24 protein-coding genes and 1 pseudogene are annotated in these 22,216 nt (G+C 68.2%); 17 read left to right on the top strand and 8 right to left on the bottom strand.

Annotated elements, in window-relative coordinates; all coding sequences use genetic code 11:
* The first annotated feature begins 351 nt into the window (after positions 1 to 351).
* On the top strand, positions 352 to 1,761 hold the full coding sequence (locus ACLJRL_RS11430) for an LCP family protein (protein WP_410656175.1): 1,410 nt from the start codon (positions 352 to 354) through the stop codon (positions 1,759 to 1,761).
* Between the two features lie 92 nt (positions 1,762 to 1,853).
* Positions 1,854 to 2,516: a phosphate signaling complex protein PhoU gene (gene phoU / locus ACLJRL_RS11435; RefSeq protein WP_410656060.1), complete on the top strand. Its 663-nt coding sequence runs from the start codon at positions 1,854 to 1,856 to the stop codon at positions 2,514 to 2,516.
* Between the two features lie 596 nt (positions 2,517 to 3,112).
* Here the strand turns inward: phoU and pstB are convergent.
* From pstB to ACLJRL_RS11465, 6 genes are all read right to left on the bottom strand, one after another.
* A complete protein-coding gene (gene pstB, locus ACLJRL_RS11440; RefSeq protein ID WP_410656061.1) occupies positions 3,113 to 3,889 on the bottom strand; it encodes a phosphate ABC transporter ATP-binding protein PstB in 777 nt (258 codons plus the stop codon).
* A gap of 10 nt (positions 3,890 to 3,899) precedes the next feature.
* Complete coding sequence (gene pstA, locus ACLJRL_RS11445) at positions 3,900 to 4,817, bottom strand: phosphate ABC transporter permease PstA (protein ID WP_410656062.1); 918 nt, start codon at positions 4,815 to 4,817, stop codon at positions 3,900 to 3,902.
* Positions 4,818 to 4,819: 2 nt separating this feature from the next.
* Positions 4,820 to 5,737 (bottom strand): phosphate ABC transporter permease subunit PstC, encoded by a 918-nt coding sequence (gene pstC, locus ACLJRL_RS11450; RefSeq protein WP_410656176.1) that lies wholly within the window; start codon positions 5,735 to 5,737, stop codon positions 4,820 to 4,822.
* A 211-nt stretch (positions 5,738 to 5,948) separates the two neighbouring features.
* A complete protein-coding gene (gene pstS / locus ACLJRL_RS11455; RefSeq protein WP_410656063.1) occupies positions 5,949 to 7,076 on the bottom strand; it encodes a phosphate ABC transporter substrate-binding protein PstS in 1,128 nt (375 codons plus the stop codon).
* 229 nt (positions 7,077 to 7,305) lie between these two features.
* Positions 7,306 to 8,181 carry a mycothiol synthase gene (mshD, locus tag ACLJRL_RS11460; protein WP_410656064.1) on the bottom strand — a complete coding sequence of 292 codons (876 nt, stop codon included), beginning with the start codon at positions 8,179 to 8,181 and terminating at the stop codon, positions 7,306 to 7,308.
* A gap of 65 nt (positions 8,182 to 8,246) precedes the next feature.
* Complete coding sequence (locus ACLJRL_RS11465; RefSeq protein WP_410656065.1) at positions 8,247 to 8,996, bottom strand: winged-helix domain-containing protein; 750 nt, start codon at positions 8,994 to 8,996, stop codon at positions 8,247 to 8,249.
* Between the two features lie 143 nt (positions 8,997 to 9,139).
* Here ACLJRL_RS11465 and ACLJRL_RS11470 point away from each other — a divergent pair, with 143 nt between their 5' ends.
* From ACLJRL_RS11470 to ACLJRL_RS11510, 9 genes are all read left to right on the top strand, one after another.
* Positions 9,140 to 10,033 (top strand): DUF2993 domain-containing protein, encoded by an 894-nt coding sequence (locus ACLJRL_RS11470; RefSeq protein WP_410656066.1) that lies wholly within the window; start codon positions 9,140 to 9,142, stop codon positions 10,031 to 10,033.
* Positions 10,034 to 10,039: 6 nt separating this feature from the next.
* Positions 10,040 to 10,465, top strand: a complete 426-nt coding sequence (locus ACLJRL_RS11475) for a TlpA family protein disulfide reductase (RefSeq protein WP_410656067.1) — start codon at positions 10,040 to 10,042, stop codon at positions 10,463 to 10,465.
* Positions 10,466 to 10,710: 245 nt separating this feature from the next.
* Complete coding sequence (locus ACLJRL_RS11480; protein WP_410656068.1) at positions 10,711 to 11,145, top strand: DUF4395 domain-containing protein; 435 nt, start codon at positions 10,711 to 10,713, stop codon at positions 11,143 to 11,145.
* Between the two features lie 21 nt (positions 11,146 to 11,166).
* A complete protein-coding gene (locus tag ACLJRL_RS11485) occupies positions 11,167 to 12,003 on the top strand; it encodes a sulfurtransferase (protein WP_410656069.1) in 837 nt (278 codons plus the stop codon).
* A complete protein-coding gene (locus tag ACLJRL_RS11490) occupies positions 12,003 to 12,314 on the top strand; it encodes a DUF1416 domain-containing protein (RefSeq protein ID WP_410656070.1) in 312 nt (103 codons plus the stop codon). The genes ACLJRL_RS11485 and ACLJRL_RS11490 overlap by 1 nt, the downstream gene beginning before the upstream one ends.
* 228 nt (positions 12,315 to 12,542) lie before the next feature.
* On the top strand, positions 12,543 to 13,178 hold the full coding sequence (locus tag ACLJRL_RS11495) for an FABP family protein (RefSeq protein WP_410656071.1): 636 nt from the start codon (positions 12,543 to 12,545) through the stop codon (positions 13,176 to 13,178).
* A 14-nt stretch (positions 13,179 to 13,192) separates the two neighbouring features.
* Positions 13,193 to 13,804, top strand: a complete 612-nt coding sequence (gene pxpB / locus ACLJRL_RS11500; RefSeq protein ID WP_410656072.1) for a 5-oxoprolinase subunit PxpB — start codon at positions 13,193 to 13,195, stop codon at positions 13,802 to 13,804.
* A complete protein-coding gene (locus ACLJRL_RS11505) occupies positions 13,801 to 14,676 on the top strand; it encodes a biotin-dependent carboxyltransferase family protein (RefSeq protein ID WP_410656073.1) in 876 nt (291 codons plus the stop codon). The genes pxpB and ACLJRL_RS11505 overlap by 4 nt, the downstream gene beginning before the upstream one ends.
* The gene (locus tag ACLJRL_RS11510; protein WP_410656074.1) at positions 14,664 to 15,077 is read left to right on the top strand and encodes a hypothetical protein; all 414 of its coding nucleotides are present in this window, start codon (positions 14,664 to 14,666) and stop codon (positions 15,075 to 15,077) included. Before ACLJRL_RS11505 ends, ACLJRL_RS11510 begins: the two co-directional genes overlap by 13 nt.
* Here the strand turns inward: ACLJRL_RS11510 and ACLJRL_RS11515 are convergent.
* Positions 15,070 to 15,924, bottom strand: a complete 855-nt coding sequence (locus ACLJRL_RS11515; protein WP_410656075.1) for an aminodeoxychorismate lyase — start codon at positions 15,922 to 15,924, stop codon at positions 15,070 to 15,072. The two genes, ACLJRL_RS11510 and ACLJRL_RS11515, sit on opposite strands and share 8 nt — an antisense overlap.
* Positions 15,925 to 15,954: 30 nt before the next feature.
* On the opposite strand from ACLJRL_RS11515, the gene ACLJRL_RS11520 reads away from it, so the two are divergent.
* From ACLJRL_RS11520 to ACLJRL_RS11530, 3 genes are all read left to right on the top strand, one after another.
* Positions 15,955 to 17,082: a YgfZ/GcvT domain-containing protein gene (locus tag ACLJRL_RS11520; RefSeq protein WP_410656076.1), complete on the top strand. Its 1,128-nt coding sequence runs from the start codon at positions 15,955 to 15,957 to the stop codon at positions 17,080 to 17,082.
* A 358-nt stretch (positions 17,083 to 17,440) separates the two neighbouring features.
* The gene (locus ACLJRL_RS11525) at positions 17,441 to 18,004 is read left to right on the top strand and encodes an aerial mycelium formation protein (RefSeq protein WP_410656077.1); all 564 of its coding nucleotides are present in this window, start codon (positions 17,441 to 17,443) and stop codon (positions 18,002 to 18,004) included.
* Positions 18,001 to 18,948 (top strand): asparaginase, encoded by a 948-nt coding sequence (locus tag ACLJRL_RS11530; protein ID WP_410656078.1) that lies wholly within the window; start codon positions 18,001 to 18,003, stop codon positions 18,946 to 18,948. The genes ACLJRL_RS11525 and ACLJRL_RS11530 overlap by 4 nt, the downstream gene beginning before the upstream one ends.
* On the opposite strand, the gene ACLJRL_RS11535 is transcribed toward ACLJRL_RS11530, so the two are convergent.
* Positions 18,945 to 19,844 carry a hypothetical protein gene (locus ACLJRL_RS11535; protein ID WP_410656079.1) on the bottom strand — a complete coding sequence of 300 codons (900 nt, stop codon included), beginning with the start codon at positions 19,842 to 19,844 and terminating at the stop codon, positions 18,945 to 18,947. The two genes, ACLJRL_RS11530 and ACLJRL_RS11535, sit on opposite strands and share 4 nt — an antisense overlap.
* 207 nt (positions 19,845 to 20,051) lie before the next feature.
* On the opposite strand from ACLJRL_RS11535, the gene ACLJRL_RS11540 reads away from it, so the two are divergent.
* The 3 genes and pseudogenes from ACLJRL_RS11540 to ACLJRL_RS11550 all read left to right on the top strand — a co-directional run bounded on the left by ACLJRL_RS11540 (position 20,052) and on the right by ACLJRL_RS11550 (position 22,208).
* Positions 20,052 to 20,237 carry a DUF3073 domain-containing protein gene (locus ACLJRL_RS11540; protein ID WP_020632289.1) on the top strand — a complete coding sequence of 62 codons (186 nt, stop codon included), beginning with the start codon at positions 20,052 to 20,054 and terminating at the stop codon, positions 20,235 to 20,237.
* A gap of 88 nt (positions 20,238 to 20,325) precedes the next feature.
* A pseudogene (locus tag ACLJRL_RS11545) lies at positions 20,326 to 21,187 on the top strand (3-hydroxybutyryl-CoA dehydrogenase).
* Between the two features lie 76 nt (positions 21,188 to 21,263).
* Positions 21,264 to 22,208, top strand: coding sequence for an alpha/beta fold hydrolase (locus tag ACLJRL_RS11550; RefSeq protein WP_410656080.1), 945 nt, complete (start codon positions 21,264 to 21,266; stop codon positions 22,206 to 22,208).
* The last annotated feature ends 8 nt before the right edge of the window (positions 22,209 to 22,216 follow it).

Genomic DNA, 22,216 nt, shown 5'->3' on the forward strand with positions numbered 1-22,216 from the left:
GAGCCGTCGCCGGAACCTCCGAGACCCGGGGCCCGCGCCGCCCGCTCGGAACCGCCCGCACCTCGCCGTCCTCGCCCGCCGGCACCGGCCGCACCCGCCGAAGAGCCTCGCGCGGCCCACCCTGCTCCGTCCGCGCAGGCGCCTCTGCCGCAGCGGCCGCCTCGGGCGCGCCAGCCGCGCCGCACCACTCAGGCCGCTCCGAGCCCCGAGGCGCCCACGCAGCGCCGTCCGCCGGTGGTGAACCCGGGCGCGCAGCAGCAGCCCGCGGTACCGGCGCTCCCGCGTCGTCCCCGCCGCCCCGCGCAGCGGCCCGCCCAGCAGGCGCCGTCCGCCGTCCCGCCCCGGTCCGAGATGGACCGGATGACGATGACCGACGAGCTCGAAGCGATCGACGACGCGACGATCACCAAGCGCAAGATCGACCACACCCTCGCCCGGTTCTCCGCCGCGCACGACGAGCTGGCGGCCGAAGAGGCCAAGAAGCGCGAGCGCCGCGAACGGCGGGCCGCCCGCCCGGCGGCGCTGCTGGAGCAGACCCGCACCGCTCTGCAGCGCGTGGTCACGAACAACGAAGCCGAGGCCGCTGCCACCACCGAGGCCGAGCAGTCACCGCAGACCCGCTTGCAGGAGAAGAAGGAACGCAAGACCAGGCAGGCCGTCAAGGCCGGCCGGATCGCCGCCGCCGTGGTCGCCGCGCTCGTCTTCCTCTCCACCGGCACCGTATGGGGCGCGCAGACCTGGTTCGACGCGAAGTTCAACACCGTCGCCGCCCTCGACGAGGACTCCGCCGACATCCAGGACGCGGCGGGCCAGACCGGCGACGAGAACTTCCTGATGGTCGGTTCCGACACCCGGGACGGCGCGGCCGCCGAAGACGGCGTCGGTGACGCGGACGGCACGCCGGGCGCCCGGTCCGACACGATCATGATCGCGCACGTGCCCGCCGACCGGCAGCGCGTCGTGATGGTGTCCTTCCCCCGCGACCTCGAGGTCAACCGGCCGGAGTGCAAGCGCTGGGACCCTGCGACGTCGTCGTACACCGACCAGTCGTCTCCCGCGCAGAAGATCGCGAAGCTGAACACCGCCTACGCGGTCGGCGGCCCGCAGTGCGTCACGAAGGTGATCCAGCAGATCACCGGCATGAAGATGAACCACTTCGTCGGCATCGACTTCAACGGGTTCAAGTCCATGGTGGACGCCGTCCAAGGCGTCACCGTGCACACCGAGAAGCCGGTCGACGACGGCGTCCTCGGCATGATCATCCCGCAGGCGGGCGACGTCCGGATCTCCGGCGACCAGGCGCTGAACTTCGTCAGGGCGCGGCACGTCAAGGGCGACCCGACCTCGGACTACGGCCGGATCAAGCGGCAGCAGGCCTTCCTCGGCGCGCTGCTGAAGACGGTGATGTCCAAGGACGTCGTCCTCGACACCGGCAAGCTGAGCGGCTTCATCGACGCGTTCGCCAAGGCCACCTTCGGCGAGAACCTCGGCCTCAACCAGATGATGACGCTGGCGAAGTCGATGCGCGGGACGGACTCGGGCAAGGTCAAGTTCCTCACCGTGCCCACCACCGGCGAGGCGAACGGGCGCGGCAACGAGGTGCTGCTGCAGAGCAGGTCGAAATCCGTTTTCGAGGCGCTGATCAACAACACCCCGCTGCCGGACGAGAAGGCCGCGGAGGCGCCGGCGAACAGCACGGCGTCCGCTCCGACGAGCTCGAGCAAGTCGTCGAACAGCAAGAAGAGCAGCAGCTCAGGCTGAAAATCGGGCCGAGGATCATTCGTTAGTCCGGGTTCACGTCGGGTTCACCCTGGGATGCGGCTTTTGGTCCTTGTTCCCCGTAGGGTTGGGCCATGCGTGAGGCTTACCATGTCGAACTCGAACAGCTCGCCGAGAACCTAGCGGGCATGTCGCTCCAGGTCGCCGACGCGATGGAGCGGGCGACCCGGGCGCTGCTCGAGGTCGATCTCGGACTCGCCGAGCAGGTGATCAGCGACGACGCGAAGGTCGACGACGCGCGCGCTGAGTGCGAAGAGCAGGCGTACGCGCTGCTCGCCCTGCAGGCACCCGTCGCCACCGACCTCCGGACCGTCCTCGCCGCGATCCACGCGGCGGAAAGCCTGGAACGGATGGGCGATCTGGCCCTGCACGTGGCCAAGGCCGCGCGGCGACGGCACCCCGAGCCGGTGCTGCCCGAGGCCGTGCGGCCGTACTTCGCCAAGATGGGCGAGGTCGCGGTGAAGCTGGCCCGGCAGGCCGAAGAGGTCATCAAGTCGAAGGACGTCCAGGCGGCCCGCAACATCGAGGCCGACGACGACGAGGTCGACGAGATCCACAAGCACCTGTTCACGGTCATCATGGACCGTGACTGGGACCACGGCGTCGCCGCGGCCGTCGACGTCACCCTGCTGGGCCGCTTCTACGAGCGCTTCGCCGACCACGCCGTGTCGGTCGCCCGCCGGATGATCTTCGTCGTGACCGGCAAAATGCCCGGCTACGGCCCGGACGAACTCTAAACTCCGCAAGTAGTCCTAAGCGCGTGAAGGCCCCCTTCCCTCGGCTCAGCCGAGGGAAGGGGGCCTTCACGCGCAGTAGGGACTATCCGAAGCGGCCCTTCCGTGCGCTGGGGTCGGGGGCTGGTCGTGAGGGCGATTCGGGTTCTGGTGGACCTTGATTTGTGGACCCACTGGGCGGTGCGTGTGGCGCTTGCCGGGCCGGGTGCCGCTCGCCTCATGCCGTACCGGCACACGAACCTCGGCCGCTCGACGATGCGGGACACGCGAGAGGGGTTGTGAGTGATTTGGGTCGTTCTAACAACCCAAATCACTCACGAGTCCCGTGCCATGCGATACCGCAGCCTCCCCGGACGTGACCGGACGGACGACATGTGTGACTGAGCGGACGACACCTGTGACTGGATGGACGACACGTCCGCGGCTGGGGTGTCGTCCCTCTGAACACGCGTGTCGTCTCTCCAATCACGCGAAACCGCCGCCTGCGCACCGGCCGGCAGAACCGCCACCCGACGTAGGTACCTCAAACACTCTTGGCCCTAACAACCCAAATCACTCACGACCACGACCCCACCGAGCGCTCGTCCGTCAGCGCGCGACTATCCGAAGCGGCCTGAGATGTAGTCCTCGGTCGCCTTCTCGTCCGGGTTCGAGAAGATCTTCTCGGTGTCGTTGAGCTCCACCAGGCGACCCGGCTGCCCGACGCCCGCCAGGTTGAAGAACGCGGTCTGGTCCGAGACCCGCGCGGCCTGCTGCATGTTGTGAGTCACGATGACGATCGTGTACTCCTTCTTGAGCTCACCGATCAGGTCCTCGATGGCGAGGGTCGAGATCGGGTCGAGCGCGGAGCACGGCTCGTCCATCAGGAGCACGTCCGGCCGCACGGCGATGGCCCGCGCGATGCAGAGCCGCTGCTGCTGACCACCGGAGAGGCTGCCGCCGGGCTTGTTCAGCCGGTCCTTGACCTCGTTCCACAGGTTCGCGCCGCGCAGCGCGCGCTCGGCGACCTCGTCGAGTTCCTTCTTGCCCTTCGCCCCGCCGAGCCGCAGTCCGGCGACGACGTTGTCCTTGATGGACATCGTCGGGAACGGGTTGGGCCGCTGGAACACCATGCCGATGGTGCGGCGGACCTGCACCGGGTCGACCCCGGCGCCGTAGATGTCCTCGCCGTCGAGCAGCACCTCGCCCTCGACGCGGGCGCCGGGGATGACCTCGTGCATGCGGTTCAGCGTGCGAAGCACCGTCGACTTGCCGCAACCGGAAGGACCGATGAACGCGGTGACGTTACGCGGCGGCACCGAGAGGGTGGCGCCGTCCACGGCATGGAACTTGCCGTAGTAGATGTCCACGTCCTTGACGTCGATTCGTTTGGCCATTTCGAACAGCTCACTTCTTCTTCGGGGCGACAAGACGGGCGAAGAGCATGGCGAGGAGGTTCACGATCGCGATGATCAGCACCAGGGTGAGCGCGGCTCCCCAGATCCGGTCGAACGCGACGGTCCCTTCGGTGAACGGGTTGCTGACCCGTTCGTTGTTCATCAGGAGCGGCAGAGCGGCCTGCTCGCCACCGAAGATGTCCCAGTTCACGTAGGCCGAGTAACCCACCAGGACCAGCAGCGGCGCGGTCTCGCCCATGACCCGGGCGAGCGCCATCATCACGCCGCCGACGATGCCGGACAGCGCGGTCGGCAGGACGATCTTCATGATCGTCTTCCACTTGGGCACGCCCAGCGCGTAGGAGGCCTCGCGCAGGTCGTCCGGGACGATCCGCAGCATCTCCTCCGACGAGCGGACGACCACCGGGATCATCAGCAGCACCAGGGCCAGCGACACGGCGAAACCGCTGCGCGGCAGGCCGAGGGTGGTGATCCACAGCGCGTAGATGAACAACGCCGCGACGATCGAGGGGACACCGGAAAGGATGTCCACCATGAACGTCGTGGTCTTCGCGAGCTTGCCGCGGCCGTACTCGACCAGGTAGATCGCGACCAGCAGGCCGATCGGTACCGCGATGATCGCGCACACCAGGCCCTGCAGGACCGAACCGATGACCGCGTGCAGCACGCCGCCACCGACCTCGTCGGACAGCACCGACCCGAAGTCCTCGGTCCACCAGTTGCTGAACGGGATCCGCTTGACGCCGTTGATGACCACCGTCGCGAGCAGCCACACGAGCGGCACGACGGCGATCAGGAACGACAGCCAGATCAGGACGGTCGCGAGCCCGTTCTTGCTCTTCCTGGCCAGGCTGACCTGCTGGAAGGCCGGGGTGATGGCGGGGGTCTTCTCGAGCGTGGTGGACATGCTCAGTCCCCCTTCTTGGCGATGATGGATCGCGCGACGAAGTTGACGATGAACGTCAGCAGGAACAGCACCAGGCCGGCCGCGATGTAGGCGCCCGCCGAGATCTCGTTGTTGAGTTCCGCGTAGTCGGCCGCGATCTTCGAGGCGAACGTGGCGCCGCCGTCGAAGAGGCTGAAAGTGAACTCGCGGCCGACGGTGCCGGTCAGGATGATCGCGAGGGCGATCGTCTCGCCGAGCGCGCGGCCGAGACCCAGCATCGAGGCGCCGATGTAGCCCGCCTTGCCGAACGGCAGCACCGTGGTGCGGATGACCTCCCAGCGCGTTGCGCCCAGCGCCAGCGCGCCTTCGATATGCGGGATCGGGGTCCGCTCGAACACCTCGCGCGAGAGGGAGGTGATGATCGGCAGGATCATCACGGCGAGCACGACGCCCGCGGTGAAGATCGTGCCGCGCATGTCCGGCGAGACGTTGCCCGCCGCGAAGATCGGGATCCACGAGAAGGTTTCGTTGATCCACTGGGAGAAGGGCTCGATCGTCGGCGCGAAGACCATCAGGCCCCACAGGCCGTAGATGATCGAGGGGACTGCGGCGAGCAGGTCGATCACGTAGGCGAACGGCCGCGCCAGCCGTTTCGGCGCGTAGTTCGTGAGGAAGAGGGCGATACCGAGGGAGATCGGCATCGCGATGACCAGCGCCAGCACCGCGGAATAGACCGTGACCAGCAGCAGGCCCATGATGCCGAACCGCATGTCGCCCGGCTCGGTCTGCCAGACCTGGCTGGTCAGGAAGTTCACATTGTCGGCCTGGAGTGCCGGAATGGCCTGCACCAGCAGGAACAGTCCGATGAGGCCGATCAGCGAGACGACGAAGACGCCGGCTCCGGTGGTCAAGAGCTGGAAGATGCGGTCACCGGGCCGCACCTTCCTGGACTTGGGGCTCGCGAGTTGCACCGAGGACTTCTCGGGCGGTGACGCGGCAGATTGCTCCGAAATCTGGTCCTCCGGGAAGGTCTCGCGGACGGCAGAACGCCCACCGGGGTCGCCGGTGGGCGTTCTGGTCGAAGATGAATCGCTCATCGACTACTTCTGTCCAGCCTGTCTTTACTAGTCAACCTGGGGGTTGGCAACAGGGTCAGGCGATGGCCTTGACGGCGGTCAGGACCTTGTCCTGCAGGCTCTGCGGGATCGGCACGTAGCCCTTGTCCGACAGCGGCTTCTGGCCATCGGTGGCGGCGACGGTCAGGAAGGCCTTGACGGCCTTGGCGACCTCGGCGTCGGCGTACTTCGAGCAGACGATCTCGTAGGTGGCGAGGATGACCGGGTAGGCACCGGCGACGTTGCTGGAGTAGATCGAGTCCAGGTCGAGGGCCAGGTCGTTCGTGCCCTCCTTCTTGAACTTCGCCGCGTCGAGGGACTTGGCGACATTCGCCGCGGTCAGCTCGACACCACCGGAGCCGCTGTCGATGAGGGCGGCGTTGAGGCCGTCCTTCGCGAAGGCGGACTCGACGTAGGTGATGGCACCGTCGGTGGACTTCACCGCGTTGGCGACACCGTTGGACTTCTCCGCGCCGTTGCCGACACCGCCGTTGAACTTCTTGCCGTCACCCTGGGTCCAGGCGCCCTTGGACGCGACCTTCAGGTACTTCTGGAAGTTGTCGGTGGTGCCCGACTCGTCGGTGCGCGAGATGACCTGGATGGCCTTGTCGGGCAGGGTGACGCTCTCGTTGCCCTTGAGGGCCTTGATGGCCGGGTCGTTCCACTTGGTGATGCCGCCGTTGAAGATCTTGGCGGTGACCTCGGGGGTCAGGGTCAGCTTGTCGACACCGGAAACCTTGTAGGCGACGGCGACCGGGCCGATGACGAGCGGGAGGTTCCAAGCGTCCGAAGCGCAGCGAGCCTTGGCCTTGTCGGCCTCCTCGCCGGACTTGAGCGGCGAGTCCGAACCGGCGAAGTCGACCTGGTTGCCGTTGAACTGCTTGACGCCGGCACCGGAACCGCTGGGGTTGTAGTTCACCTTCTGGCCGGCGCACTTGGCGGCGTAGGCCTGCACGAAGATGTCGATCGCGGTCTTCTGCGCGGACGAACCCTCGGCCGAAAGAGGGCTCTTGCCGCCGCAGTCGACGCCGGCCGTGCCACTGGGTGCGGCGACGCCGCCCGAGCTCGCAGGCTTGGTCGCCGCCGGGTCGGATCCACAGGCACTGAGCACGAGGGCGGCGCTAGCCACGATGCCGATCGCGCCCGCGGTCCGCATGATCTTCACTGCATTTCCTCCACTGGGAGACTTTCGCCGGATCGGTGGAACGGGAACGTTCCTGCCGGATCCGGACACTAGGCACCGACAGTGGACGGGCGGCCCTCAGAGGATGAACGAAAAGTGAACAAGGCGCCCGATGTGAGCAGCGCGACTAGCCCGATCGGGGTCCGTGTCCCAGCCGTGACCTGCGCGTCTGCTCTCCGTGACCGGTCAAGTGCCGCACGTGGGAATGCGGTTACCGAGAGTATTGGACGTCGACCTCGTAGCGGGTGAAGCCGAGCTTCGAATAAACCGCCAGCGCGGGGGCGTTGTCGCCCTCGACGTACAAGATCACCTGGCCCAGTCCGCGGTCGCGGAGATACCGCAGGCCGGCGAGCGTGAGTGCCTTCCCGAGTCCGCCGCCCTGGGCGTCCGGGTCGATGCCGACGACGTAGACCTCGCCGGTGGGCTCACCGCCGAAGCGGCCTGGGACGGCTTCGTGGATCTTCGTCCAGTGGAAGCCGATGACCTCGCCGTCCTTTTCCGCGAGGAAGAAGCCTTCGGGGTCGAACCAGGAGTCGGCCTCGGTCGCACGGACCTCGTCGGCGGTCAGCGCGCCCTGTTCGGGATGCCAGTCGAAGGCGCGCGCGTTGACGCGGACCATCGCCTCTTCGTCCTGACCGGGGACGAACGTGCGCAGCGTGACCCCTTCGCGCGGCTCGGGTTCCGGCCAGTCCGCGGCGGAGACGTCGGCATGCAGGATCAGCAGTTCCCTCGCCCGCTCGAAGCCTTCGGTCTCGGCGAGATGGACGGCGGCGGGGTGATCGCCGTGCGCCCAGGCGCGCAACTGCTTCCCGGCGACGCGCTCGGCGAGCGCCTTGACCAGCGCTCTGCCGTGACCGGACCTCCGGTGATCGGGATGGACGAACAGTTCGGCGACCTGGTTGCCGTGCGAATCGCCGCCGGTGTCCAGGTGCGCGTACGCGACCAGTTCGCCGTCGACGTGACCCAGGAGGTGTTGCCCACCGGCGAAACCGGTGTCCTCGGGACGGCCGTCAGCCTCGCGCACGGCGAGCAGAAAGGCGCGGATCTCTTCCGTTTCCGGTTCACCGGTCCACAGCAGATCGAGCATGAAATCGACCCTACCGGGGAACCCCGTACCCGCCTGGACGTCTTGTCAGGCAGAAGGGAAGGGACTCAGTGCGCGGAAAGCTCGGTCGGCTCGTAGACGCTCGCGTCCGGGGCGATGACGTGGTGCTTGGCAGTCCCCTTGGCAGGCCGCTCGAACTTGTAGCCGACGTTGCGCACGGTCCCGATCATCTGCTCGTGCTCGGGGCCCAGCTTGGCGCGCAGGCGCCGCACGTGGACGTCGACCGTGCGGGTGCCACCGAAGAAGTCGTAACCCCAGACCTCCTGCAGCAGCTGCGCGCGGGTGAACACCCGGCCGGCGTGCTGGGCGAGATACTTGAGGAGCTCGAACTCCTTGTAGGTGAGTTCGAGGGTGCGCTTGCGGAGCTTGGCGGTGTACGTCGCTTCGTCGATGACGAGTTCACCGACCCGCAGCTCGGCCTCGACCTGCGAGGAACCGCCGTCGCGGGTGGTGACCAGCCGCAGCCGGGCATCGACCTCGGCGGGTCCGGCCGTCGGGAGCAGGATGTCGTCGGTGCGCCATTCCGCGCTGACCGCGACCAGGCCGCCTTCGCCGACGACGGCGATGATCGGAGTGCTGCCCTCGTCCTCACCGGTGCCCTTGAGCAGACGGCAGAGGCTCTTCGCGGAGGCCAGATCGCTGCGCGCGTCGAGCACGATCACGTCGCGGTGGCCGGCGTCGAGCAGTGCCGTCACCTCGGGAGCACGTACGCGTACGGTGTGGGGCAGCAGTTCCAGGGCGGGCAACACAGCGGTCGCATCGGCCTCCGCCGTCAACACCAAAAGGTCCAGGCTCATCGCCGCACCGCCCTCACTTGTAGTCGCCTCGATCGTGGCTACAGCCGGTGCTTAGTGAGAATAGCGGGTGAACAGCCGGACACCTACCCCGTGCTGGATCGATCACACCTGGCCAAAGAGGTACGCGAAGGAGATTTGACGCAATGGTGAGCAGGCCCGTGGCGCGTGACGACCGACCGTCCCCCGGCCGGTCCGCCAAGCGACCGAAGCGGCGTGGCCGGGGTTGGCTCATCGCCCTCGTTGTGCTGCTGGTGCTGCTGGTCGGGGCCGATTTCGGGGCGGCGGCGTTCGCCGAGCACACGATCTCCCAGAAGGCCCGTGAACAGCTGAGCCTGACCAACGATCCGTCGGTCACGGTGCACGGTTTCCCGTTCCTGACCCAGGCCCTTTCCGGTGACTACGGTCACATCACCGTGAACGCCCAGGGCGTCGCCGTTCCGCCGAAACTGCGCGATGTCGACTTCAACGCCGACATGAGTGACGTCACGGCGCCGCTTTCGGACCTGACTTCCGGCAACACGAAGTCGATCATCATCGGCACGCTCAAGGGCGAGGTGACCATCAAGGCCGCGGACATCGCGCGCCAGGCGCCGCTGGACAAGATCGAGAACCTGAAGATCGAGCCCGTCACCGAGGACTACGTCCGCAACGGCGAAAGCGGCCAGGGCGAGACGGCCCCGCCGACGACCAACGCCCAGGGCGAGACGATCGACAGCTCCAGCGCGGGGATCCGGCTTTCGGGCAACGTGCAGATCGCCGGTCAGAAGGTGGAGATCTTCTGCTTCGCGATGATCGAACTGAGCGGCCAGAAGATCAGCATCGAGCCGAAGCGGCTGCAGTTCGGGAATGACAAGGAGACCACCGTCGTTCCCCAGGCAGTGCAGAACGCGCTGCTGCCGAACTTCAACGCGAGCATCGACACCGGCGCATTGCCGTTCGCGGTGACGCCGACGGCGGTGCGGGTGAACAGCGGCACCGTGACCATCAAGGGCGAAGGCAAGAACGTCGCCTTCAGCGGAATGACGCCACAGGGGTGATCTGATTTGACCGGGGTGTGGGTGCTGCTGGGCGTCTTGGTCCTCGGCGGGGTGGCCGGCGCGCTGCTTCAGGCGCGCAACGGCCGCATCCGGGCCGCCAGGTCCAGCGCGGCCCGGCCCACCTTGCCCGCCCGCGTCTCGGCCGCGCTCGCGCCCGAAGGCGTCACCCTGGTCCAGATCTCCACGACGTTCTGCGCGCCGTGCCGCCATACCCGCGCGATCCTGTCCGCCCTCGCCGAGAAGACCGACGGGCTCACCCACGTCGATCTCGACGTCACCGAGACTCCGGAAGTCGCCCAGGCGCTGTCCGTCTTGCGTACTCCGACGACGCTGGCCTTGGCCGCGGACGGCCGGGAGCTGCTCCGGGTCGGTGGCGTTCCCCGAGGTCAGGAGCTTCTCGAAGCGCTCAAGCCCCACCTGACGAACGTCTGATCCCGAAATTTGAGACGCGTCCCAAGGTGTGAACACGGTTCCCAACCTGAGGGAGCTCTGCGTACCCTCGCACCCGTGAACAGGCTGCCCCGAACCTTGCTGACCCAGCGCCGCGCAGTGGATCTGTGCCGCGTTCGCAGCAGCCTGTGTCCGGCTCGGCCCGGCGTTCGCTGAACCACGCCTTCATGCCTGCGCGTGCCCGTCCGGCACGCACCTTTCTTCCCTTCGCATCTGCAGGAGGATCCATGTCCGCAGGACCGGCCGTAGACCCCCGAGGTCCGCGTTTCGCCGCCATCCTGACGACGATCGTGCTCGCGATCGTGCTCATCACCCAGTGGTGGCCACTGCTCGCGGCGCAGGCGGTGGTGTTCGCGATCGGGGCCTTCGTCGGCCTCAAACCGGCGCCGTACTCGCTGGTCTACCGCTACCTGGTCGCTCCTCGCCTCGGTCCGACGACCGAACGCGAAGACGCCGCGCCGCTGCGGTTCGCCCAGGCCGTCGGCTTCGTGTTCGCCGTCGCCGGCACCATCGGCTTCGCCGCCGGCCTGACCGTGCTCGGGCTCGTGGCGACGGCGTTCGCGCTGTTCGCGGCCTTCCTCAACGCGGCGTTCAACTTCTGTCTCGGTTGCGAGATGTTCCTGCTCATCAAGCGTTTCAGCCCCAGCCCGCGCGCGTCCTAACCCAGAAAGAGAGTCAGCTCCATGAGCCGTGAAGACGTCCTGGTCACCACCCAGTGGGCCGAGGAGAACCTGGACACCCCCGGTGTCGTTTTCATCGAGGTCGACGAGGACACGACCGCGTACGACAACGGCCACATCCGTGGTGCGGTGAAGTTCGACTGGCGCAAGGACCTGCAGGACGGGGTTCGCCGCGACTTCGTCGACAAGGAAGGCTTCGAGAAGCTCCTGTCCGAGAAGGGCGTCTCGAACGACGACCGCGTGGTCCTCTACGGCGGCAACAACAACTGGTTCGCGGCGTACGCCTACTGGTACTTCAAGCTTTACGGCCACGACAACGTACAGCTGCTCGACGGCGGCCGTAAGAAGTGGGAGCTCGACGGCCGCGAGCTGAACTCCGAGGACGTCAAGCGCGAAGCCACCAGCTACAAGGCCAATGAGCAGGACCTCTCGATCCGCGCGTTCCGCGACGAGGTCGTCCAGGCCATCGGCGGCAGCAACTTCGTCGACGTGCGCTCGCCCGACGAGTTCTCCGGCAAGCTGCTCGCCCCGGCGCACCTCCCGCAGGAGCAGTCCCAGGTGCCGGGTCACATCCCGGGCGCCCTGAACGTTCCGTGGGCGAAGGTCGCCAACGAGGACGGCACCTTCAAGACCGAGGACGAGATCAAGGAGCTGTACTCCGACGAGGGCCTCGACGAGTCGAAGTCCACGATCGCGTACTGCCGGATCGGTGAGCGTTCGTCCATCGCGTGGTTCGCGCTGCACGAACTCCTCGGCTACGACCAGGTGAAGAACTACGACGGTTCGTGGACGGAATACGGCTCGCTCGTCGGCGTGCCGGTCGAGTTGGGAGCGAAGTAATGGCGGCAGACGACAGCTGCGGCGCGCCGGTCCAAGAGGCCACGCCCGCCGATTACGACACCCGCGGCCAGGTCGTGCTGGCCGGCAAGGTGACCGGTACCGAAGGGCCCATCGGCGGCGCCTTCGTGCGGTTGCTGGACGGCGGCGGCGACTTCACCGGCGAGGTCGTCTCGTCGGCCGACGGTGACTTCCGCTTCTACGCGGCTCCGGGCGACTGGACGGTGCGCGCGCTCCACAAGAGCGGGAACGGCGAAGCCACCGTGACCGCTCAGGGACCCGGACTCCACAACCTCGCCATCTCGGTCGCCTGACAAGAACGCGCGTGAAGGCCCCCTTCCCTCGACTCAGCCGAGGGAAGGGGGCCTTCACGTACTTGTGGGCACGGCCACGCACCCTCAACAGGGCCGTCTCGGCGAGCAGCGACTAAAGTGCGTGGCGTGGAGATCCTGTTTACGACTTTGCTGGTGCTCGCCGGCGTCGCGATCACGTGGTTCGCCGTGTACGTCGTCTACCGGCTTTACGCGGACCAGCGCTGACCCATGACGGCTAGTGGCGACGAGGCCATCCAGGCAGCGGAGAAGCGCGCGGAAGACACCCGCGAGCGCAACCTCCCTCCATACGGCACCCTTCCTGACCTGCCCATCCCGGCCGACACCGCGAACCTCCGCGAAGGGCCGAACCTCAACGACGCCTGTCTCGCGCTGCTGCCGCTCGTCGGCGTCTGGCGTGGTGAAGGCGAGGTCGACTACCCGACCATCGAGGGCCCGCGCCGGTTCGCCATGCAGCTGACCATCGCGCACGACGGCCGCCCGTTCCTCACCCACGAGTCCCGCGCCTGGCTGCTCGACGAAGACGGCAACGTCATCCGTCCGGCGGCGCGCGAATCCGGGTTCTGGCGCCCGCAGGCGGACGACACGATCGAACTGCTGCTGGCCCACAACACCGGCATCATCGAACTCTTCTACGGCAAGCCGCGCGGCAAGGCCGCGGTCCCGGCCTGGGAGCTGGGCACCGACGCGGTCGTCCGCACGTCGACGGCCAAGGACGTCACGGCCTCGCAGCGGCTGTACGGCATCGTCAACAACGGCGATCTCGGCTTCGTCGAGGAACGCGCCATGATGGGCCAGGAACTGCAGCCGCACACGTCGGCGCTGCTGCGTCGCGTGGTGGGCTGACCGGAACGTATCCCGTGCGGTGGCGTGCCTACGGCGAGCACGCCGCCCTGCTCGACTGCGATTCCCTCGCCCAGACGATCGCGGCGCACGCCACGGTCGCGGCGGCACGCCCGGCCGGGATCACCGAACTCGTCCCCGGCGCCCGCAGCCTGCTCGTGGTGGAGACGCCGGGTTCGGGCGCGCTCGCGGCCGTCCGCGACCTGCTGGCGGACGCCGATCTCGAACACCCGCCCGAAGGCGAACCCAGCGAGATCACCCTGGACGTCACTTACGACGGTGAAGACCTCGAACTCGTCGCGCAGGACGCCGGAGTGTCCATTGAGGACATCGTGCGGCTGCACACCGAAGCCGTCTACACCGTCGCGTTCACCGGGTTCGCGCCCGGTTTCGGTTACCTGACAGGACTTCCCGAGCCGCTCCGCCAACCGCGGCTGGCGACGCCCCGCACCCGCGTCCCGCCAGGATCCGTGGGTATCGCAGGGGAATTCACCGGCGTCTACCCGCGCGTCTCGCCCGGCGGCTGGCGGTTGATCGGCCATACCCGGACCGTCCTGTTCGACCCGCGCGCCGATCCGCCGGCGTTGTTCGCGCCCGGCGACCGGGTCCGGTTCCGGAGTGCCGGATGAGGGCCTTCGAAGTCGTCGAGACCGGTCCGCTCGCACTGATCCAGGACCTCGGCAGGCCCGGGTACGCGCATCTCGGTGTCCCGCCGTCCGGCGCGCTGGACGTCCCCGCGCTGAAGCTGGCCAACCGGCTCGTGGGCAACGACGAAGCCGCCGCGGGGATCGAGAGCCTGTTCGGCGGGCTGAAGCTGCGCGCGAAGACGTCGTGCACGGTCGCCGTGACCGGCCCGGCCGTCGCTGTCGGCGTCGACGGCCGCGGCGTCGGCTCGCACGCGCCGATCCACCTGGCCGCGGGTCAGCTCGTGACGATGGGCATGCCGGCCACCGGATTGCGGTGCTACCTGGCCGTTTCCGGCGGGATCGCGGCCGACTCCGAACTCGGCAGCCGCTCTCGGGACGTCCTCTCCGAGATCGGGCCCGCGCCGTTGCGAGCGGGCGACGTCCTCCCGATCGGCACACCGTCCGGAGTCCCGGGCGGCGCCGACGTCGTGCTGCCTTCGGTGGCCCCGGCGGAACTGGTCGTGCCGATCGAGCCAGGTCCGCGGGCGCACTGGTTCGACGGTCTGGAATCCGGGCTCGCGAAGACCTGGACGGTGACGGCGGAGTCGAACCGCGTCGGCCTCCGGCTCGACGGGACCCCGCTGGCGCGCGAGCGTGAATACGCCGAGCAGGAACTGCCGAGCGAAGGCCTGCTGACCGGTGCCGTACAGGTGCCGCCGAACGGCCTGCCGGTCGTGTTCTTGGCGGATCATCCAACTACCGGTGGTTATCCTGTGGCGGCCGTGGTGAGACAGGCGTCACTCCAGGCCCTCGCGCAGGCCCGTCCCGGAACCCTTCTCCGCTTCCACTCGTCCACGAGGGTGTGGAACAGGTAAAGGTCGACGGTGGCACAGGTGTCATCGACACGAATTCGGTACCAGCCCAGCCGGAACTACCTCAGTCCTTACGGATCGCGCTCGCCACCGGGCAGATGCGACGTCCTCTCGGTGACACGCTCCGCCCGCTTCTCGATCTCTTCGCCGACGGCAAGTACCAGGTCTCCGGACCGGAACGGCTGGCCGAGGATCGCTTTCTGACCCCGAGCGCCGACTGGCCGCCCGCCGACGTCTCGCGGGTCGGCTACTACCGGACGGCGATCAAGAGCGGGCACCGGCCGGTGGCGATCGTGCTGGAAACAGGGGACGCGGCGGTGATCCTCGACGGGCACCACAAGATCGCGGCCTATCGCGAAGAAGCGATCCTGCCGCACCTGCTGATCATCAGTTCGCTCAGCTGACCAGATATTCGCGTTCGTAGGCGGCGATCAGCTCGGCGTGGATCGCGCTGGAATCGTTCAGCGCGGCGCCGTCGAGGGTGTGCACCCTGGTCAGCTTCCGTACCGATGAGGCCAGGAACAGGCCGTCGCCCTCGCTGAGATCCGGCACGCGAAGCGGCTCGACCTTGACCGACCAGCCCGCGCTCTCGGCGCCGCGGAACAGCGCCGCCTGCGTCGTCCCCGGCAGGATGCCGATGCTCGCCGGCGGCGTGTAGAGCGTCTTGTCCTTCGCCAGGACGACCGTCGAAGTCGGTCCTTCGAAGACCGCGCCGTCGGCGGCGGTGAAAATCACATCGCTCGCTCCACGGCGGGCGGCCTCCCGCAGCGCGGCCATGTTGACGCCGTAGGAAATGGACTTCGCGCCCAGCAGCAGCCACGGTGCGCGGTCGGCGAGTTCGGGCTCGATCCCGCGTTCCAGGGTGACCGCCGCGACACCGTCGACACGGGCGCGGAGGACCTTCTCGTCGATCTCCACCCCGAGCGCGAAACCGAACGGCTTCGCTTCCGGGTCGCCGTCGATTCCCCTGGTGTAGACCAGTTTCAGGGCGATCTCGGTGCTGCCGGACCAGTTCTCGATGACGACCCGCGCGGCTCGTTCCCAGGCCTTCAGGTCCAGCGCCGGCAGGTCGAGCATGGCGGCCGAGCGGGCCAGCCTGTCGAGGTGAGGGTGCAGCTCACGAGGTCGCCCGTCGACCACGAGGATCGTCTCGAACACGCCGTCACCGCGGAGCAGTCCGAGATCGTCGACTCGCAGGTGAGCGGCTTCGGGGTCGGCCAGGGTCCCGTCGAGAAAGGCAAGCACGCGCATACCGACACGGTACTCACTACCATGGGTTTTATGCCCTACCGCTCCCCCTTGCTCGACCTTCCCGGACCGATCGCGGCACCCGACGGGCATCCTGAAGAGGGTGTCCCGTGGCACTGGGGCGACCCGTTCGCCGAGCAGCGGACGGCGACCCGCGGCGCGGTCGTGATCGACCGTTCGCACCGCGAAATCCTGGCCGTGACCGGGGAAGAACGGCTGTCCTGGCTGCATTTGGTGATCTCGCAGCATGTGACCGGGCTCGCCGAAGGCACCGGCACCGAAGCGCTCGTCCTGGACACCCACGGCCGGGTGGAGACCCATATGGTCGTCGCGCACGCGGACGGCACGGTGTGGCTGGACAGCGACAGGGGCGCGATGGCCACCAGCGCGTTTCCTTCGGGCGGGAAACAGACGCTGCACGAGTACTTCGAAGCGATGAAGTTCTGGTCCAAAGTGGACATCCGCGACGTGAGCGACGAGCTGGCACTGCTGACCGTGCTCGGCCCGGACGCGGACCGTGTGCTGGCCACCGCCGGCGTCTCACTGAGCTCGGACGCGTACTCCGTGGTGCAGATCCCCGGCGGTTTCGCGCGGCGGATGCCGTGGCCTGGACGGAACAGTGTCGACCTCGCCGTGCCTCGCGCGGAGCTGGCCGTCTGGTGGCGCCGTCTCACCGACGCGGGCGCACGACCGGCGGGCAGCTGGGCGTTCGACGCGCTGCGGGTCGAGTCGCTGCGGCCGCGGCTGGGCCTCGACACCGATGAGCGCACGATCCCGCACGAGGTGAACTGGGTCGACTCCGCCGCGCACGTGGCGAAGGGCTGTTACCGCGGGCAGGAGACCGTCTCGAAGGTCCACAACGTCGGGCGGCCGCCGCGGTACATGGTGTTGCTTCACCTGGACGGTTCGCCGGCGATCACCCCGGAGACCGGCGACCCGGTGATGCTGGGCGAGCGGAAGGTGGGGCGCGTGGGCAGCGTGGTGCAGCACCACGAGCTGGGCCCGATCGCGCTGGCGCTGGTGAAGCGCTCGACGCAGCCCGGCGCCGAGCTGCTGGCGGGTGCCGAGGACCGCGTCGTGCAGGCCTCGATCGATCCGGATTCCGTTCCCGTCGAGGCTCCCGCTCCCGGACGGGAAGCGGCGCAGCGGCTTCGGGGCTGATTTTCCTGTTCTTCGAGTGTCATGAAAGGGGCTTTCAGGACAATTTTCGTCCTGAAAGCCCCTTTCCTGACACACCCCACCCCACCCCGGTCCACCCCGGTCCGCCCCAGCCCGCTTCGCGCGCCGCAGCCGAGTTATCCACAATGTCCGTCCCCTGTGGACAACTCCACTGACCAGCCCTTTTCCCCCACCCACCCCGGTAGACTGGACCAGGGGCCGCCCCCGGGACGGGTGGGGGGTGTGCTCTGGACTGGACCGAAGGAGCGGCAGGTCATGGAAGGCCGTTCGGGTGGGGCGAAGATCTCTGTGGTATCGCGCCCTGCGGAACTTTTGCCCCGGCGCGCGATAAGCTAGCGGGGTGATCGAAGTCCGGCCCGGTGGTCGCCGTCGTATCGACCGCGTGCTCGGCCCTGGGTATCTCAGCGACCTCGGCGAGCTGCCCCTTTCCGTGCTGCGCGAGCGCCGTGACGAGGCCGCGCAGGAGGAGACCGACCTGTCGTACCTGCGGCGGCTGCTGCACGCGCGGATCGACATCGTGCGTGCCGAGCAGGGGCGTCGCAGTTCGGGCGGGGAGCACAGCGTCGTCGATCAGCTGGCCGCGATCCTGGCGGACAACGCGATCGGCCCGGCCACGGGTTCGGGCAGGCACCAGCGGCTGGAGCCGTCGCGGGCGGGTGAGCACCGCCGGTTCGCCGAGGCGCTCATCGGCGACACGGACCTTTCCGACGTCAGCACCCTCTCGGACGAGAAGCTGGCCAAGGCCCTCAACAACTACGCCGACGAAGAGGTCTCCGTCTCGTCGTACCGCCGCGAGGTGCAGGGCGTGATGGACACGATCAACGCCGAGATCGCGACGCGCTACCGCAAGGGCACGGCGTCGGTCGACGATCTGCTGGACACCGAACGCGGCGGCCCCACGTGACGAATCCCGTCCTGGTCGAGGTCGTCCGGTCCGGTTTCGTGGAAAGCGTGCACCGCGGCGCACTGGTGATCACGGCCCCGGACGGGTCGGTGCGGTTCTCCGCGGGCGACATCGGGCGGCCGGTCTACCCACGCTCGTCGAACAAACCGCTCCAAGCGGTCGGGATGCTGCGCGCCGGCCTCACCATCGGCGACGAAGAGCTCGCCCTGGGCTGCGGATCGCACAACGGCGAACCCGGCCACGTCGAAGGCGCCCTCTCGATGCTTTCCCGCGCCGGCCTGACCGAGGACGCGCTGGCCTGCCCGCCCGCGTTCCCGCTGCACGAGCCGAGCATGCTCGCCGTGGCCGCGGCCGGAAAACGCCGCGCCGCCATGAACTGTTCGGGCAAGCACGCCGCGATGCTCACCACCTGCGCCCAGCTCGGCTGGCCCACCTCGGACTACGTGGCCGCGACGCATCCGCTGCAGAAGATCATCCAGAGCACCATCGCCGACCTCACCAGCGAGACGATCGAGACCGTCGGCGTCGACGGCTGCGGCGCGCCGCTGTTCGCGTTCTCCCTCACCGGTCTCGCGCGGTCCTTCGGCAGGCTGGCCACCGCCATGGGCGGGCCGGAGCACCGGGTCGCCGTCGCCGTCCGCACGTATCCGTGGCTGGTCGCGGGCACCGGCCGTGAGGACACCGTGCTGATGAAGGGTGTCGACGGCCTGCTCTCGAAGGGCGGCGCCGAGGGCGTGCACGCGTTCGCCCTACCGGACGGCACCTCGTTGGCGCTGAAGATCGACGACGGAGCGGCGCGGGCGCGGATCCCGCTGCTGCTCGCGACCCTGCGCCACCTCGGCATCGATGCGGGCATCGACGCCGAACAACTCTCCAGAGGAGCAGTCCTCGGCGGCGGGAAGCCGGTCGGCGAGCTTCGCGTGACCGCCGGTCTCTTCGGCTAGTTCGCGCGTTCCCGCGAGGCCAGCTCGCCCCAGAAATCCCGCAGGTCGGCGAACAGCTCGGCCAGCTCGTCGACGTTGCCGGTGCGGAGCGCGTCGAGGATGTCGTGCACCTCTTCCGCGGTCGTGTCGGCTTGCAGGATCGCGTCGTCGAAGAGCTGGACGAGACCGCCGTAGTCGAGTTCGACGGCGGAGCCGGAGTGGAAGCTGTCGAGCCAACGCCGCGTTTCGCGAAGAACCCGCCCAGGCCCTGAATCGCCGAAGGTCGCTTCGAGCAGATCGCCGATGTCGCGAGCGCGATGGCGCGCGTCGGCGATCGAGACCCGCCACGACACCTCGCGCTCCGGGTCGGCGCGGCCCTTGCCCAGTTTGATCCGGCGCATCCCGGGGTCGAACAACACGAACCAGGGAAGCGGGATCGTCCACGTCGTCGAAAGCGTGTGCGAGGCCGAAGCGGACAGATCGTCGATGGCGGACTTCGCCCGCGAACGGATGACGTCCATCGGGGCTCCGCCCGCGTCGAGCACCGCGTTCTGCAGTGCCGGATGCGCGTCGGCGAGGAAAGTCACCAACGCCGCGGCCGAGCGCGCGCGGATCTCCATCGGGCAGATCAGCGGCCCCGGTCCGGCGTCACCGTGCTCACCCTCCGGTACATCTTCGGGGTCCAGCACGAGGACGTCGGTGACGAGGCTGGGAGCCGCGCGGCCGTCGGCGAGCTCGGCGGGCAGCAGACGTCCGACGTGTTGTGACTTGAGCCACAACGCCTGCTCGCGCGTCCCTGCGGCCGAACGATCGAGCCGGGCCGCTTCGACGGCTTCCAGCAGGCGTTCGTCCGGTGGATCGCCCAGCGCGAGCAAGGGCTCATAGACGCGGAGATAAGCCGCGAACGGACGGGGCACAAGAGCATCGTGGCACGCCGACCTGCAACTATCGCCACCGACCGGCCGGTAACCGGCGTCGGGGGAACACTGTCGCCACCGGCACACCGTGCCACGTCGCATCCAACCCCCCGGACACGGTACGGTGTGACCAGGAAAGAATTGTCGAGACGATGCGGGGCCGCCGATTCCCCCGGCCGCCCCGCCCCTGTGCGAGGGGGTCGAGCCATGGGGCGCGGCCGGGCTAAGGCCAAGCAGACGAAGGTGGCGCGCGAGCTCAAGTACAGCTCGCACGAAACCGACTTCGATGCTTTGCAGCGCGAGCTGTCCAGTAGTTCCTCGGATTACGGGCACGAGGACGACAAGCGGGACGACGACGACCCGTACGACGGGTACGACGAATACCGCCGCTGAGCAGGCGTGACACGCGAGGGTGGCACGGGTTGAACCCCGTGGTCCACCCTCGCGTGTCGCGTGCTGCCCAAAATACGAGGAGGGTGCCGTGTCGGACGTAACGCGGGTAGGTGTCATCGGAGCCGGGCTCATGGGTTCGGGTATCGCCGAGGTGCACGCACGTGCCGGTCTGGACGTGATCATCACCGAGGTGAACCAGCCGGCGCTGGACTCCGGGCGGGCGCGGATCGATGAAGTCGCTGCAACGCGGCGTCAAGAACGGGAAGCTCTCGCAGGAAGACGCCGACGCGGCGCTCGGGCGGATCCGCTTCACCACCGAGATGGGCGAGTTCGCCGACCGCGACCTCGTCATCGAGGCCATCCTTGAGCAGGAGCAGGCCAAGGTCGAGGTGTTCCGGTCGCTGGACAAGATCGTCGAGCGTGAGGACGCGGTGTTCGCGTCCAACACGTCGTCGATCCCGATCATGAAGCTCGGCATGGCCACCGGCCGTCCGCAGCAGGTGGTCGGCATCCACTTCTTCAACCCGGTTCCGGTGCTTCCGCTGGTCGAACTGGTGCCTTCGCTGCTGACCAGCGACGACACCGCTCGCCGTGCGGAGGAGCACGCGACGTCGGCGCTGAACAAGACGGTGATCCGGTCGCAGGACCGCGCCGGGTTCATCGTGAACTCGCTGCTCGTGCCGTACCTGCTTTCGGCGATCCGGATGATCGAGTCGGGCTTCGCCTCGGCGGAGGACATCGACCGCGGTATGGAGCTGGGCACCGCGCACCCGATGGGCCCGCTGCGGCTTTCGGACCTGATCGGCCTGGACACCATCAAGGCGATCGCGGACTCGATGTACGCGGAGTTCAAGGAGCCGCTGTACTCCTCGCCGCCGCTTTTGCTGCGCATGGTCGACGCCGGCCTGCTCGGCAAGAAGACCGGCCGCGGTTTCTACAGCTACTCCTGACCCGCAACTTTCGTAGCGGCGGGCGACCACTTCTTCGGCTGTCCATGCAACCGGCGTGCCCGGTTGCATGGACGGTATGAACAAGCACACGCGTCGCAAGGCAATCACTGTCGCCGGGCTGACCGGCCTCACCGGACTCGCCACCGCGGGTTCGGCGTCCGCGGGTGAACGCCGTGGCGTGCCGACGTTCGTGTTCGCGGCGGGCGCCAATGGCGTCTCCGGCGTCCCGAACGAACTCGTCCTGCGTGGCTATCGCTGCGTCGGCGTCGACCTGCCGGGCCAGCGGACGACCGATGCCCAGTTCCGGCTGTCGTACCAGGCACCGCAGAACCTCGAAGCGTTCGCCACCGAGGAGTCCCCGCTGGCCGGGGTGACCGTGGCCGACCACATCGCCGCGACCGTGGACACAGTCCGCCGGGCCGCCGCGCACGGCCCGGTCGTCCTCGTCGGCGCCAGCATCGGCGGCGCGGCGATCAGCCTGGTCGCGAACCAGGTGCCGCGGCTGATCGACCTGCTGATCTACGACACCGCGTTCTGCTGCAGCGAACTCCCCACTCCTGACCAGTACCTGACCACCGAAGAGGGAAAGGCGACGCACGCGGCGGTGCTGCTGGAGTTCATGGCCGGGGACCCGCGGGTGATCGGGGCGTACCGCTCGAACTGGCGCGTCGCCGACCCGGTCCGGCTGGCGAAGGCGAAAGAGGCCTTCATGGGCGACAGCACCGACGCCGAGTTCCACCTGTTCCTGAACTCGATGATGCCGGACGAGCTACCCGGGAAGGGTGCCGTCGATTCCCGGGGTGACCGGGGCACCTGGGGCCGCATCCCGCGTGTCTACATCCGGCACCTGCGCGACAACATCAATCCGATCGGACTGCAGGACCGGATGATCCGGGAGGCGGACAAGCGCACCCCGCGCAACCGGTTCCGGGTCTTCGACCTGGACGCCGCGCATGTCCCGGCCGCGGCCAAGATGAGCGAACTCCTCGCCCTCTACGACCGCTTGGCCCGCTCTCTCTGACCACTGAC

The organism is Amycolatopsis sp. lyj-112 (assembly GCF_046549055.1).
Lineage (GTDB): Bacteria > Actinomycetota > Actinomycetes > Mycobacteriales > Pseudonocardiaceae > Amycolatopsis.

What these genes read in the sequence shown, in the direction of transcription:
- ACLJRL_RS11430 (WP_410656175.1), top strand. Translation starts at nt 352, where the DNA reads ATGGACCGGATGACGATGACCGACGAGCTCGAAGCGATCGACGACGCG.
- phoU (WP_410656060.1), top strand. Translation starts at nt 1,854, where the DNA reads ATGCGTGAGGCTTACCATGTCGAACTCGAACAGCTCGCCGAGAACCTA.
- pstB (WP_410656061.1), bottom strand. Translation starts at nt 3,889, where the DNA reads ATGGCCAAACGAATCGACGTCAAGGACGTGGACATCTACTACGGCAAG.
- pstA (WP_410656062.1), bottom strand. Translation starts at nt 4,817, where the DNA reads ATGTCCACCACGCTCGAGAAGACCCCCGCCATCACCCCGGCCTTCCAG.
- mshD (WP_410656064.1), bottom strand. Translation starts at nt 8,181, where the DNA reads ATGCTCGATCTGCTGTGGACCGGTGAACCGGAAACGGAAGAGATCCGC.
- ACLJRL_RS11465 (WP_410656065.1), bottom strand. Translation starts at nt 8,996, where the DNA reads ATGAGCCTGGACCTTTTGGTGTTGACGGCGGAGGCCGATGCGACCGCT.
- ACLJRL_RS11470 (WP_410656066.1), top strand. Translation starts at nt 9,140, where the DNA reads ATGGTGAGCAGGCCCGTGGCGCGTGACGACCGACCGTCCCCCGGCCGG.
- ACLJRL_RS11480 (WP_410656068.1), top strand. Translation starts at nt 10,711, where the DNA reads ATGTCCGCAGGACCGGCCGTAGACCCCCGAGGTCCGCGTTTCGCCGCC.
- ACLJRL_RS11485 (WP_410656069.1), top strand. Translation starts at nt 11,167, where the DNA reads ATGAGCCGTGAAGACGTCCTGGTCACCACCCAGTGGGCCGAGGAGAAC.
- ACLJRL_RS11490 (WP_410656070.1), top strand. Translation starts at nt 12,003, where the DNA reads ATGGCGGCAGACGACAGCTGCGGCGCGCCGGTCCAAGAGGCCACGCCC.
- ACLJRL_RS11495 (WP_410656071.1), top strand. Translation starts at nt 12,543, where the DNA reads ATGACGGCTAGTGGCGACGAGGCCATCCAGGCAGCGGAGAAGCGCGCG.
- ACLJRL_RS11505 (WP_410656073.1), top strand. Translation starts at nt 13,801, where the DNA reads ATGAGGGCCTTCGAAGTCGTCGAGACCGGTCCGCTCGCACTGATCCAG.
- ACLJRL_RS11515 (WP_410656075.1), bottom strand. Translation starts at nt 15,924, where the DNA reads ATGCGCGTGCTTGCCTTTCTCGACGGGACCCTGGCCGACCCCGAAGCC.
- ACLJRL_RS11520 (WP_410656076.1), top strand. Translation starts at nt 15,955, where the DNA reads ATGCCCTACCGCTCCCCCTTGCTCGACCTTCCCGGACCGATCGCGGCA.
- ACLJRL_RS11540 (WP_020632289.1), top strand. Translation starts at nt 20,052, where the DNA reads ATGGGGCGCGGCCGGGCTAAGGCCAAGCAGACGAAGGTGGCGCGCGAG.
- ACLJRL_RS11550 (WP_410656080.1), top strand. Translation starts at nt 21,264, where the DNA reads ATGAACAAGCACACGCGTCGCAAGGCAATCACTGTCGCCGGGCTGACC.